This window comes from Stenotrophomonas sp. INTA L402-1, from assembly GCF_059295135.1.
This window is the reverse complement of record NZ_JCAFWP010000034.1, coordinates 1-12,446: the sequence shown is the minus strand read 5'-3', so window position 1 is coordinate 12,446 and position 12,446 is coordinate 1. Positions and strand designations below refer to the sequence as shown.

At 67.8% G+C, this 12,446-nt stretch carries 13 protein-coding genes and 1 riboswitch; of the genes, 6 read left to right on the top strand and 7 right to left on the bottom strand.

Annotated features, from left to right (window positions below; genetic code table 11):
* Positions 1 to 44: 44 nt before the first annotated feature.
* Positions 45 to 1,253 carry a beta-ketoacyl-ACP synthase I gene (fabB, locus tag AC5O77_RS17160; protein ID WP_100437792.1) on the bottom strand — a complete coding sequence of 403 codons (1,209 nt, stop codon included), beginning with the start codon at positions 1,251 to 1,253 and terminating at the stop codon, positions 45 to 47.
* The gene (gene fabA, locus AC5O77_RS17155; RefSeq protein WP_005407930.1) at positions 1,253 to 1,768 is read right to left on the bottom strand and encodes a 3-hydroxyacyl-[acyl-carrier-protein] dehydratase FabA; all 516 of its coding nucleotides are present in this window, start codon (positions 1,766 to 1,768) and stop codon (positions 1,253 to 1,255) included. Before fabA ends, fabB begins: the two co-directional genes overlap by 1 nt.
* A 191-nt stretch (positions 1,769 to 1,959) precedes the next feature.
* Between fabA and dinB the strand changes: the two genes are divergently transcribed.
* On the top strand, positions 1,960 to 3,030 hold the full coding sequence (gene dinB, locus AC5O77_RS17150) for a DNA polymerase IV (RefSeq protein ID WP_478058633.1): 1,071 nt from the start codon (positions 1,960 to 1,962) through the stop codon (positions 3,028 to 3,030).
* Positions 3,031 to 3,316: 286 nt separating this feature from the next.
* Here the strand turns inward: dinB and AC5O77_RS17145 are convergent, their stop codons facing one another.
* The gene (locus tag AC5O77_RS17145) at positions 3,317 to 4,228 is read right to left on the bottom strand and encodes an MBL fold metallo-hydrolase (protein ID WP_478058635.1); all 912 of its coding nucleotides are present in this window, start codon (positions 4,226 to 4,228) and stop codon (positions 3,317 to 3,319) included.
* A gap of 85 nt (positions 4,229 to 4,313) precedes the next feature.
* Positions 4,314 to 4,952, bottom strand: a complete 639-nt coding sequence (locus AC5O77_RS17140) for an NAD(P)-dependent oxidoreductase (RefSeq protein WP_478058637.1) — start codon at positions 4,950 to 4,952, stop codon at positions 4,314 to 4,316.
* 108 nt (positions 4,953 to 5,060) lie between these two features.
* Between AC5O77_RS17140 and AC5O77_RS17135 the strand changes: the two genes are divergently transcribed.
* From AC5O77_RS17135 to gph, 3 genes are all read left to right on the top strand, one after another.
* Positions 5,061 to 5,990: a LysR substrate-binding domain-containing protein gene (locus AC5O77_RS17135; protein ID WP_197585496.1), complete on the top strand. Its 930-nt coding sequence runs from the start codon at positions 5,061 to 5,063 to the stop codon at positions 5,988 to 5,990.
* Positions 5,987 to 6,778, top strand: coding sequence for a class I SAM-dependent methyltransferase (locus tag AC5O77_RS17130; protein ID WP_032128731.1), 792 nt, complete (start codon positions 5,987 to 5,989; stop codon positions 6,776 to 6,778). The genes AC5O77_RS17135 and AC5O77_RS17130 overlap by 4 nt, the downstream gene beginning before the upstream one ends.
* Positions 6,779 to 6,842: 64 nt before the next feature.
* A complete protein-coding gene (gph, locus tag AC5O77_RS17125; protein WP_478058640.1) occupies positions 6,843 to 7,499 on the top strand; it encodes a phosphoglycolate phosphatase in 657 nt (218 codons plus the stop codon).
* 141 nt (positions 7,500 to 7,640) lie between these two features.
* Here the strand turns inward: gph and btuB are convergent, their stop codons facing one another.
* Positions 7,641 to 9,485 carry a TonB-dependent vitamin B12 receptor gene (gene btuB / locus AC5O77_RS17120; RefSeq protein ID WP_494506983.1) on the bottom strand — a complete coding sequence of 615 codons (1,845 nt, stop codon included), beginning with the start codon at positions 9,483 to 9,485 and terminating at the stop codon, positions 7,641 to 7,643.
* A 115-nt stretch (positions 9,486 to 9,600) separates the two neighbouring features.
* A riboswitch (cobalamin riboswitch) is annotated at positions 9,601 to 9,823 on the bottom strand.
* A 142-nt stretch (positions 9,824 to 9,965) separates the two neighbouring features.
* On the opposite strand from btuB, the gene AC5O77_RS17115 reads away from it, so the two are divergent.
* Positions 9,966 to 10,544 carry a histidine phosphatase family protein gene (locus AC5O77_RS17115; RefSeq protein WP_032128728.1) on the top strand — a complete coding sequence of 193 codons (579 nt, stop codon included), beginning with the start codon at positions 9,966 to 9,968 and terminating at the stop codon, positions 10,542 to 10,544.
* Positions 10,545 to 10,594: 50 nt separating this feature from the next.
* Here AC5O77_RS17115 and AC5O77_RS17110 read toward each other — a convergent pair whose 3' ends face one another.
* Together AC5O77_RS17110 and AC5O77_RS17105 are read right to left on the bottom strand one after the other, a co-directional pair.
* The gene (locus tag AC5O77_RS17110) at positions 10,595 to 10,957 is read right to left on the bottom strand and encodes a TfoX/Sxy family protein (protein WP_012509946.1); all 363 of its coding nucleotides are present in this window, start codon (positions 10,955 to 10,957) and stop codon (positions 10,595 to 10,597) included.
* Entirely contained in the window at positions 10,954 to 11,436 is a 483-nt protein-coding gene (locus AC5O77_RS17105) for a GAF domain-containing protein (RefSeq protein ID WP_494506982.1), read from the bottom strand. Before AC5O77_RS17105 ends, AC5O77_RS17110 begins: the two co-directional genes overlap by 4 nt.
* A gap of 68 nt (positions 11,437 to 11,504) precedes the next feature.
* Between AC5O77_RS17105 and bioD the strand changes: the two genes are divergently transcribed.
* Complete coding sequence (gene bioD / locus AC5O77_RS17100; protein WP_494506981.1) at positions 11,505 to 12,188, top strand: dethiobiotin synthase; 684 nt, start codon at positions 11,505 to 11,507, stop codon at positions 12,186 to 12,188.
* Positions 12,189 to 12,446 lie beyond the last annotated feature (258 nt).

The following is a 12,446-nucleotide window of genomic DNA, read 5'->3' as shown; positions in this document are numbered from 1 at the left end:
GCTGCTTTGGTGGGTGCCGACCGTTGGTCGGCACACCTGCCCCATCACACCCGGCCGAACACCAGCGCAGCGTTGGTGCCACCGAAGCCAAAGCTGTTGGACATCACCGTATCCAGCTTCTGCTCGCGGCTCTCGCGCAGGATCGGGAAGCTTTCCACCTTCGGGTCCAGTTCGCCGATGTTGGCCGAACCGGCAACGAAGCCATCGCGCATCATCAGCAGGCAGTAGATCGCCTCATGCACGCTGGCCGCACCCAGCGAGTGGCCGGACAACGCCTTGGTCGAGGACAGCGGTGGCACCGCATCGCCGAACACTTCGCGGATCGCGTTGAGCTCGGTGACGTCGCCCAGCGGCGTGGAAGTGCCGTGGGTGTTGAGATAGTCCAGCGGGCGGTCGACGCCCTGCAGCGCCATCTTCATGCAGCGCACCGCGCCTTCGCCGGACGGCGCGACCATGTCGGCGCCATCGGAGGTCACGCCATAGCCGATCAGCTCGGCATGGATGTGCGCGCCGCGCGCAATGGCGTGGTCGTAGTCCTCCAGCACCAGCATGCCGCCGCCACCGGCGATGACGAAGCCGTCGCGGTCCTTGTCGTACGGACGCGAGGCGCTGGCCGGGGTCTCGTTGAAGCTGGTCGACAGCGCGCCCATCGCATCGAACATCACGCTCATCGACCAGTGCAGGTCTTCACCGCCACCGGCGAACATGATGTCCTGCGCGCCATGGCGGATCATGTCCGCGGCGGCGCCGATGCAGTGCGCAGAGGTCGCGCAGGCGGCCGACAGCGAATAGCTGACGCCCTTGATCTGGTAGGCGGTGGCCAGGCAGGCCGAGACCGTCGAGCACATCGTGCGCGGCACCATGTACGGGCCGACCTTGCGCACACCACGTTCGCGCAGCAGGTCGACCGCGCCGATCTGCCATTCGCTGGAGCCGCCGCCGGAACCGGCGATCAGGCCGGTGCGCAGGTTGCTGACCTGCTCGGGGCTGAGCCCGGCATCGGCGATCGCATCGCGCATGGACAGGTAGGCGAAGGCCGCCGCATCGCTCATGAAGCGCTTCTGCTTGCGGTCGATCAGCGCCTCCAGGTCGAGGTCGACGCGACCGCCGACCTGGCTGCGCAGGCCCGCTTCGGCGTGGTCGGCCAGGGCGGTGATGCCCGAGCGCCCTTCGCGCAGCGCAGCCGAAACGGTATCCAGATCATTGCCGAGGCAGGACGTGATGCCCATGCCGGTGATGACGACGCGACGCATCAGAAGCTCCCGGTTTCAGTGAACAGGCCGACGCGCAGGTCGCGCGCGCTGTAGATTTCGCGGTCATCCACGTACATGCGGGCGTCCGACTGGGCCATCACCAGCTTGCGGTTGATGACACGGCTGATGTCGATCTCGTAGCGCACCAGCTTGGCCTCCGGAAGTACCTGGCCGGTGAACTTCACCTCGCCGCAGCCCAGTGCGCGGCCCTTGCCGGGGGCGCCCAGCCAGGTCAGGAAGAAGCCGGTCAGCTGCCACATGGCGTCCAGGCCGAGGCAGCCGGGCATCACCGGGTCGCCGATGAAGTGGCAGCCGAAGAACCACAGGTCCGGGCGGATATCCAGTTCGGCGCGTACCATGCCCTTGCCATGCGGTCCGCCGTCCTCGCGGATGTCGGTGATGCGGTCGAACATCAGCATCGGATCGTTGGGCAAACGGCCGGCGGCGGTGCCGAACAGTTCACCGCGTGCGCTGGCCAGCAGCTGTTCGCGGTTGAACGCGTGGAGACGGGTCATGAAGCACAATCCTGGAAGCGGGGAAACAGGGAAACAAGCGCTCGAGGATGCCCGTGGAAACTGCGCCGATCAAACATTTCAACCGTACGCAACCGTAGTGTTTTCAATGGAATACGCGCATCCTGTTGATGTGCAACGACCATACTTCGGCGTGTGGCCCGTTCGGCACGCCCCCGCCCTTTCCGCCTGACATGACCCGACTGCGCAAGATCATCCACGTCGACATGGACGCGTTCTACGCGTCGGTGGAGCAGCGCGACGATCCGTCACTGCGCGGCAAGCCGGTGGTTGTGGCATGGCGCGGCGCGCGCTCGGTGGTGTGCGCGGCCTCGTACGAGGCACGCGTGTTTGGCGTGCGTTCGGCGATGCCGGCGTTGCGTGCCGAACGCCTGTGTCCGGATGCGATCTTCGTGCCGCCGGACTTCGCACGTTACAAAGCGGTGTCACGCCACGTGCGCGAGATCTTCCTGCGCCACACCGACCTGGTCGAGCCGTTGTCGCTGGACGAGGCTTACCTGGATGTGACCGAGCCGAAGAGCGGCATCGAACTGGCCACCGATATCGCCCGTACCATCCGCACGCAGATCCGCGAGGAGACGAAGCTGACCGCTTCAGCCGGGATCGCGCCGAACAAGTTCCTGGCCAAGATCGCTTCGGACTGGCGCAAGCCCGATGGCCAGTTCGTGATTCCACCGCAGCGGGTGGACGCCTTCCTGCTGCCATTGCCGGTGAACCGCGTGCCCGGCGTCGGCAAGGTGATGGAAGGCAAGCTGGCCGCGCGCGGCATCGTCACCTGCGGCGACCTGCGGCAGTGGGCTCTGATCGACCTGGAAGAGGCGTTCGGCAGCTTCGGCCGCAGTCTGTACAACCGCGCACGCGGCATCGACGAGCGCCCGGTGGAACCGGACCAGCAGGTGCAGTCGATTTCCTCCGAAGACACCTTCGCCGAAGACCTGCCGCTGGAAGATCTGGGTGAGGCCATCGTGCAGCTGGCGGAGAAAACCTGGAACGCCACCCGCAAGACCGAACGCGTCGGCCACACCGTGGTGCTGAAACTGAAGACCGCACAGTTCCGCATCCTCACCCGCAGCTTCACCCCGGAGCGCCCGCCGGAATCGATGGAAGAACTGCGCGACATCGCCCTGGCCCTGCGCGCCCGCGTCGACCTGCCGGCGGAGACCCGCTACCGCCTGGTGGGTGTCGGGCTCGGCGGCTTCCGCGAAAAGGAACCGATGGTGCAGGGCGAACTGTTCGAGCACTGATCATTGTCGTGCCGACCAACGGTCGGCACCCACCAACAGCAGCAGGTTCCATCAGCAGCAGGTTCCGACAGATGGCGGGAAACTGTCGAAGCCGGGGTGGGTCCGGTTGCGGGGGCGTGAGCGCCATGGATGGCGCGACCGAGCCTCCATGGACGGATTCACGGCGTCCCCCGCAACCGGACCCACCTCGCCATCCCACGGATAGCCAGCTGTTGCTGTTGCTTCGGCTGTTGCCGTTGCATTGAGCAGGTGCAGGGCGCAGCCCTGCAAAAGAAAACTCCCTACCTCATGGCCACTGCATCTCGCCCTTGGCCACCTTCGCACTCAGCTCCAGCGACTCCACGCCTGCCAGCTTCGGATAGCGCGCCTGCATCGCCTTCACCAGTGCCGCACTGTCCTTCGCCTTTGCCGCCTCAACATCGAACGCACGGATGTAGTCCGCGGTGAAGCGCAGCGCACTGGCATCCAACGCCGCGCCCGGCGCGTAGTGCCCCGGCACCACCACCTTCGGCTTCAGCGCCTGCAGCCGCTGCAGGGTCTGCAGCCAGTCGGCATGTGACTTCGGCGTCTGCGTATCGGCCATCCACACGTGCTCACCGGCTACCACCGGAATACCACCGACGATCGCGCGCAGCGACGGCACCCACAGCACCGTGCGGTCCGGCGTCGGCCCATCCAGGTCGATCAGTGGCAGGCGCTCGCCTTCCAACTGCAGGGCATCGCCGTCCAGCACCTGCGGCACCACGATGCGCGCCGGCACGTCGGCACCCATCTTCGGCCCCCAGTAGGCCAGCTTGCCGGCCTGGGTCTGCTGGATGTGGGCAACGGTCTGCGCGGTGGCGACGATGCGCGCCTGCGGGAACGCGTCCTGCAGCGTGGCCAGGCCGAAGTAGTAGTCCGGATCGCCGTGGCTGATGTAGATCGTGGTCAGCTGCTTGCCGCTGGCGCGGATCAGCTCGACCAGCTTGCGCGCGTCGCTGGCACCAAACTGCGCATTGACCAGGATCGCGTCGTGGCGGCCTTCGATCAGCACCGAGGACACCGAGAACATCGCCTGCGGGCCGGGATGGAAGGTCTGCAGGTGCAGCTGGGATTTCGTGGCCGTGGCCGGCGCTGCGGCGGCCGGCGCGGCGAGCAGTGGCGCACTGGTGAAGCTGGCGGCCAGGGCGAGGGGAAGCAGCAGGGCAGCGGTACGCATGGGGCATTCCTTGTGGCGGACGGCGAGCCGGGCGTGGGCCTGGCTCACAGGTGGGTAGCGCCGGGCCATGCCCGGCGGCCTGGCATCAGTACGCCGCAGTGATGATCTGCTTCGGGTACTGGTGCGCTTCCAGCTCGGCGACGAACGCCGCGCCGTAGTCGGCGTAGCTGATGCGGCTGTGGCCGCTGGCGTCGGCCAGGAACGCCTTGGGCTGTACGCGGTACTGGCCGCGCTCTTCACCCGGGCCGATTTCGGCGGCCGGCGAGAAGAAGGTCCAGTCCAGGTCATCCACCGCCTGCAGGCGGTTGAACGCCTCACGGTGGGCCAGTGCGTACGGCTTGTAGGCCTCCGGGAAGGTGGGGGTATCGACCAGCTGCACGCCGGGTGCGACTTCCAGGCTGCCGGCGCCACCGACCACCACCAGGCGCGGTACACCGGCCTTGCGTGCGGCGGCGGCCAGCTGCGCGGCGATCTCGCCGACGCGGCTGATGTCATCGCCCGGGCGCGGGCCGTAGGCACTGGCCAGCACGTCGTGGCCGGTGATGGCGGCAACCAGCGCGTCTTGGTCATCCAGCGAGGCGATCACCGGATGGGCACCGGCCAGCTCGGCCGGGAGGTCCTGCGCGCTGCGCACGATGACAGTGAGTTCGTGGCCGCGGGCCAGCGCGTGGCGGGCGATCTGGCGGCCGATGTTGCCGGTGGAACCAACGAGGGCGATTTTCATGGCAGGACTCCGTGGGGCGGTGTGGGGTGGGAATGGGGCCACTCTAGGCTGCTGCAGTTGCTCGAAAAACAGCGTATAACGCGCTTGTTTGTTGCATGGATCGAGCATATGGACCGATTGACCGCCATGACCGTGTTCGTCGAGGTGGCCGAGCGCGGCAGCCTCACCGCCGCCGCCGAGGTGCTGGACATGTCGCGGGCGATGGTCAGCCGCTATCTGGCCGAGGTCGAGAGCTGGCTGGGCGCACGTCTGCTGCACCGGACCACGCGCCGGGTCAGCCTGACCGGCCCCGGTGAGGCGGCGCTGGCGCGCTTCCGGCAGATGCTGGCGATCGGCGAAGAACTGCAGGGCGAGCTGGCCAGTGATGATCCCGAGCCGCACGGTACGCTGCGGGTGACCGCCAGCGTCTCATTCGGGCAGAGCCACCTGGCGCGGGCGGTGGCCGGCTTCGTGGCGCGCCACCCAGCGGCACGCATCGAGCTGCTGCTGGTCGACCGCACCGTGAACCTGGTGGAGGAGCGGGTGGACCTGGCCGTGCGCATCGCGCGCCAGATCGATCCCAGCCTGATCGCACGGCGGCTGGCCACCTGCCGCTCGGTGCTGTGCGCGACGCCGTCCTACCTGCAGGCACGCGGTACGCCGACCGCCCCCGAGCACCTGTCCGCGCACAACTGCCTGACCCATCACTACGTCGGCAAGAGCCTGTGGCAGCTGCACCGCGATGGGCGTTCGCTGTCGGTGGCGGTGGGTGGCAACATCAGTGCCAACGAGGCCTCGCTGCTGCTGGAGGCGGTGCGCGCCGGTGCCGGCATCGCCATGCTGCCGACCTACCAGGTGGCGCCGCTGCTGCGCAGTGGCGAACTGATCGAACTGCTGCCCGAATTCAGCCTGGACGAACTCGGCATTCATGCCGTGTACGCGTCACGGCGCCAGCAGCCCGCTATCATGCGGCGATTCCTGGATTTCCTGGGCGAGTGTTTCGCCAGCCCGGCCTTCCAGGATCTGGATTGGCGCCCACCGGGCAAGGAGAACACATGAACCATGGACAGGCCTTGATCGACCACAACCGTGCTGCCTGGGACCGCCAGGCCAGCGAAGTGCGCGAATGGTCGCGCCCGGTGGAAAGTTCAACGATTGCCGCCGCGCGCGAAGGCCGCTGGCAGGTGCACCTGACGCCCCGCGCGTTGCCACTGGACTGGATGGGTGATGTGCGCGGCCGTCGCATCCTGTGCCTGGCCTCGGGCGGTGGCCAGCAGGCACCGGTGCTGGCCGCTGCGGGCGCTGACGTCACCGTGTTCGATCTCTCCGACGGGCAGCTGGAACAGGACCGCAGGGTCGCCGCGCGCGATGGCCTGCAGCTGCGCACCGTGCAGGGCGACATGCGCGATCTGCACGTGTTTGCCAACGACAGTTTCGATGTGGTGTTCCACCCGATCTCGAACCTGTACGTGCCTGATGTGCGCCCGGTGTGGACCGAGTGCCGCCGCGTGCTGGCACGCGATGGCATGCTGATGGCCAGCTTCTACAACCCGGTGCTGTTCGTTGGCGCGCGCGATCCGCAGCTGGATGCACAAGGCCTGATCCGGCCACAGTACGCCATTCCCTATTCGGACCTGGAAGACCTGGCGCCGGCCGAGCGCGAGGCGAAGCTGGCACGGGGTGACGCGCTGACCTTCGGCCACAGCCTGACCGAACTGATCGGTGGGCAGCTGGATGCCGGCTTCATCATCGATCGCTTCATGGAAGACTGGCAGCCGCAGCCGCGCTTCCTGATCGATCGCTATCTGCCCACCTTCCTGGCGACCCGCGCGCGCCGGATCGGCTGAGGCGGATCGGCGCAAAAACCAGCGGCGTACAATGGACGGCCCCACGTCATGCAGGTGCCGTCCCTTGTCGTATCCCTATCCGCTGGTCGTGTTCGACCTTGATGGCACGCTGGTCGACAGCGCAGCTGATATCGCCGAAGCACTGAACCGCACGCTGGAGGACATCGGTGTGCCACGCGTGCCGGAAACCACGGTGCTCGGTTGGATCGGCGACGGTGTGCGCCGCCTGGTCGAACAGGCCGTGCATGCGGCCGGCCGCGAGGTGGACCTGGCCGAAGTGATGCCGGTGTTCATGGTGCACTACCGTGAGTGCCTGCTGCGCAGCCCGCGTCTGTTCGATGGCGTGGCTGAAGCACTGGCGCAACTGCGTGCGCGCAACGTGCCGCTGGCGATCTGCACCAACAAGCCCGAAGCGCTGGTGCCACCGCTGCTGCAGCACCTGGGCATCGGTGATGCGTTCGCGCTGGTGTTGGGCGGCGACTCCCTGCCGCAGCGCAAGCCCAGTGGTGAACCGCTGCGGCACGTCGCCGCGCACTTCGGGCTGCCGGTGGACGCATGCCTGATGGTGGGTGATTCGTTGACCGACTACCGCGCCGCCGAAGATGCGGGCATGCCGATCGCACTGGTGCGTTACGGCTATCCGCGTGGCCTGGACCTGGCCACCGCGCATGCGGTGGCGGTGATCGACGACCTGCGTGAGTTGCCGGGGTTGCAGGGCTGATGCAACGGACATCCCTGGTCGCCGGCCGGTAACCCGGGCTGATGCAATGGGTAGTGCCGGCCGCTGGCCGGCAACCCGGGATGCGTTGCCGAAGGTCATGGTAGTGCCGGCCAGCGGCCGGCACTGCCATGACCGTCGCGGTCACTTCGGCTGGTAACGCACGCTCAGCTGGTACTCGCGGCCCGGCTGGTTGAACCACGCCACGGTTTCATACGTGCGGTCGAATACGTTGGCGGCGCGCGCCAGCAGCGACCACGACGGCGTCAGCGCGTACTCGGCGCGCAGGTCCAGCGTGCCGTAGCCGCCAACCTTCACCGAGTTGCTGGCGTTGTCATAGCGCTTGCCCGCACCCTGCACGGTCAGGCCGGCGCGGACGTCACCGAAGCGGCGGTCGACGTCCAGGCGCGCGGTCTGCTGCGCACGGCGCGGCAGCCAGTTGTCGAACTGGGTGCTGCCGTGGGTGCGGTTGCGCGGGTCGGTGTAGCTCAGCTGCGCGTTGATGTCGAAGCCGGCCAACAGCACGCCACCGGTCAGCTCGGCACCGCGGATGCGCGCCTTCTCCACCTGCTGCATTTTCATCGTGGACGCATCGTAGGTGATCAGGTCATCGATGCGGGTCTCATAGACGTCCAGGCCCCAGTGCCAGCCCTGGCCCTGCTGCGAAACACCGAGGTTGGCGCTCTTGGACTTCTCCGGCTTCAACGTCGGCACCCCGCTCCACGGGTCGTACAGGTCGCTGAAGGTCGGCGCCTTGAACGCCGTGCCGTAGCTGGCATTGACGCGCAGGCCGTGCTCCAGTTCCATCGCCCAGCCCACGCTGCCGGTGGCATGGTTGCCGAACTGCTGGTTGTCGTCATTGCGCGCGCTGGCCTGCAGCTGATGGCGGCCGAAGCGACCCTGGTACTGCACGAACACGCCGGTGTTGCGGCGGCTGTCGACGAGATATCCGGCGCTGCTGCCGTCCAGGTTGTCTTCGCTCCAATCCACGCCTGCACTCAGCAGCTGGCCCTCGGCCACGCCGAAGTCGCCCTGCAGCGAGGCGCTGTCACGATGGGTCTGGGCGCTGCCGAACACCCCCGGTGCGCCGAAGTTGTCCGACTCGTTGTCACTGCGGCCGACGTTGGCTGTGAAAGCCAGGCGTTCAGACGGGGTGTAGCGCACTTTGCCAGCGAGCACCTGCTGGCGGGTTTCCGAATAGTTGTAGTAACCGTCGTAGTGGTTCTTGCCGTCGACGCGCAGTGCGCTGCCTTCCACGGTCCACTGGTCGTTGAAGCTGTAGCCGCCGCGCAGGCTCTTGGACAGGTTGCGGTAGCCGTCGCGGTCGTGCTCGTCGGCAAAGCAGCCCGCGGTGAACACCGAGGCGGAGCCGCGGCAGGCATTGATGCCGTCGGAATGCTGGTAGGCGATGTCGGCGCCGAACCAGCCGCGTTCGGTGCCACCGCCGATGCCGCCGCTGGCTTCGCGCAGGCCGTTGCTGCCACCGCCGAGCTGGAAGTGCGGAGCGAAATCGCCCTGGTTGCGGCGGGTGAAGATCTGGATCACGCCACCAATGGCGTCGGCACCGTACAGGCTGGACTGCGGGCCGCGCACGATTTCCACGCGTTCGATCTGCGCCAGTGGCAGGTCCTGGTACATGGCCAGGCCGAGGTCGGCACTGTTGATGCGCACGCCATCCACCAGCACCACGGTGTGGCCCGAGTTGGTGCCGCGCAGGAACAGCGAGCTCTGCTTGCCGAGGCCGCCGGAGTTGGTCAGGTTGATGCCGGCGCGGCCGCGCAGCAGTTCCTGCAGCGACGTGGCCTGGCTGGATTCGATCTGCGCGCGGTCGATCACCTGGGCCGGCGCGATGCTGTCCTGCAGGGCGATCGGGGTGCGGGTGGCGGTGACCAGGATCTGGTCGAGCGCGGTGGTGTCATCGGCGGCCTGGGCCAGCGCGGGCAGGGCGGCCAGCACGGCCAGGGACAGCATTCGGGACTGCAGCTTCATGGGGGACTCCAGGTGCCACGCACGCCCGCGTGGCGAAGGGGAGGAGCCGCGAAGGCAGGCATGCGCCGACGCCGCAGCGCAGGCTGCGGTCATCCAGCGCCATGCCCACCGCATCGCGACCTGAGGCTTCCTGGCCGGTCTCCGGGCTTGCCGCCGGGTGGCGCGAGGCCACCGTCCAGGCGCCTTCCCATGCCTGCGGCACAGTGGCGTTGTTGCCTGGAACTGACGTGCTTACCGTTGCGGGGGCAGCGCCGGCCTGGCGTGGAATCACGCGTCACCGGCTTCCCGTTTCAACCTGCCGGCCGTGGCCCCAGGTCACCTGGAAGTGCGCGCAGTCTACGGCATCGCAGGCGGCCCGTAGTGTCGAGCGTGCTCGACTGCCTTTGCTGTGCCCTTAGAATGGTCCCTCGATCCCGTGGTGCCGTTGCCGATGTCCGCCCGTTTTCCGCTGTTCCCGCGTTGCCTGTACAGGACGCACGCATGATCCTCGACCTGGTCCGCCATGCCGGCAACGGTCGCGATGAGTTCCTCGATGGCCGCAGCGATCCACCGCAGCTGGCCCGCCTGCCGCAGGAACTGGTCGACGCCTACGCTGCGCAGCCCTGGGAGCGGGTGATCAGTTCGCCGCGGCTGCGCTCGCTGCACACGGCGATGGCCCTGGCCACGCCGCGCGGGCTGGACGTGGAAGCGGACGAGGAATGGGAAGAGCTGGATTTCGGCGATTGGGACGGGCAGTCGCTGTTCGACCTGCCGGAGGACGCATTGGCGGCCTTCCATGCCGACCCGCATGCATTTCCGCCGCCGAACGGCGAAAGCTGGGGCCACTTCGAGCGGCGCATCGCGCGCGCGCTGGATCGCCTGCTTGATGATGACGATCCGGTGCCGACGCTGGTGGTCAGCCACGGCGGCCCGCTGCGCATGGTGCTGTCGCAGGTCTGCGGCCTGCCGATGTCGCTGTGCTGGGCCCTGCGTATTGACCACGGCACACGCCTGCGGGTGTGGCTCGAGCGCGGTGAGGTAGGTCTGGTGGGCGAGCTGCTGGAGCTGCAGCAGCCCTGACCCGACTGTAGTGCCGGCCGCTGGCCGGCATCCCCAGGAACGCGGAGGCCTCAATCCTCGTCGGCGCTCTCGGCCACGCTGTCTTCCGCGTCATCATCGGTGTCGAAGCGCTGCTCATGCACCGGTCCCGAGGCCGGGCCGGCCGCTTTCAACGGATGCGCGGCGATGCGCGCCTCATAGTCCTGCACCAGCGCATCGCGCTGCGGCTCGCTCAGTTCCTGCCAATGGCAGTCCAGCAACGCGCCTTCCAGTGAATAGAGCAGGTTCAAACTGGGCTTGAAGCCGGCGCGCTTGACCTTGACGAAGGCGCCGACCGCGCCGATCGCAACCAGATCCTCGCGGCTGCGCAGGCCGACCTGACGCAGCCACGCCGCACTCTTCGGGCCGATGTTGCGCAGCTTCGGTGCGCTCATCCCAGCGCCTCGACGAACACGCGGGCGATCGCTTCCAGGCCGGCTTGGTCGTCGGCATCGAAGCGGCCGACTTTCGGGCTGTCGATGTCGAACACGCCGATCAGTTCATCGCCGCGCAGCAGTGGCACCACCAGTTCCGAACGCGAGGCCGAATCGCAGGCGATGTGGCCGGGAAAGGCATCGACGTCCTCCACGCGCTGGGTCACGCGCTGGCTGGCGGCGGCACCGCACACGCCCTTGTCCAGCGGGATGCGCACGCAGGCCGGCAGGCCCTGGAACGGCCCGACCACCAGCTCGTTGCCGTCGTACAGGTAGAAGCCCACCCAGTTCAGGTCGGGCAGAGCGTGATAGACCAGTGCGGAGAGGTTGGCCGCGTTGGCGATGCGGTCGGACTCGGCGTAGACCAGGCCGCGGGCCTGTTCCAGCAGCTGGGCGTATTGTTCCGGCTTGCTGCCGGTGAGCGAGGCATTGGCGAACATGCCTGCAGTCTAGCAAGCGCGCCGGGCCGGCGATAATGCACGCTCTGTTGCCCCGCTGGAGCTTATCGATGCCGTTGCCCGCCACGCTGCCGCCTGCCCTGTTCGTCACCGGCACCGATACCGAGATCGGCAAGACTGCGGCCAGCACCGCGCTGCTGCATGCACTGCGCCGGCGCGGCCTGCGCGCGGTCGGCATGAAGCCGGTGGCCAGTGGCAGTGAGGATCTGGGGCAGGGCCTGCGCAACGAGGACGCGCTGGCGCTGCAGGCGGCCAGCTGGCCGGTGCCGGACTATGCCGACCTGAACCCGTACGCGCTGCGGCAACCGCTGGCGCCGGAGCTGGCTGCTGCCGAGGATGGCGTGCAGGTGGAGCTGGCGCCGATCGTGGCCGCGTTCGAACGTCTGCGAGCGCGGGCCGATGTCGTGGTGGTGGAGGGTGTTGGCGGTTGGCTGGCGCCGGTCTCGGCCACGCTGGACCAGCTTGACCTGGTGTGTGCATTGCATCTGCCGGTAGTACTTGTGGTCGGCATGCGGCTGGGCTGCGTCAACCATGCGCGGCTGACCGCGCAGTCGCTGCAGGCCAGCGGCGTGGAGTGCCTGGGCTGGATCGGCAACCACATCGACCCGGTGATGCAGCGCCAGGATGAGAACATCGCGACGTTGCAGCAGCGCCTGCCGATGCCGTGCTGGGGGCGGCTGCCGTATCTGCCGGGAGCGGATGGCGAAGCACTGAGCGCGTACCTGCTCGAGTGACCCTGGGTAGTGCCGGCCGCTGGCCGGCAACTGTATCCACCCGGCGATCCCGAGGTTGCCGGCCAGCGGCCGGCGTTACCGTTCTGCAGCCGCAAGCTCCCGCGCAATCGCACCCAGTCGTTCCATTGCGACATTGCAGCAGCGCCCGCCGATGCCGTGCTGGGGGCGGCTGCCGCATCTGCCGGGTGCGGATGGCGAAGCGCTGTCGGCGTACCTGCTCGAGTGACCCTGGGTAGTGCCTGTCTCTTATACACATCT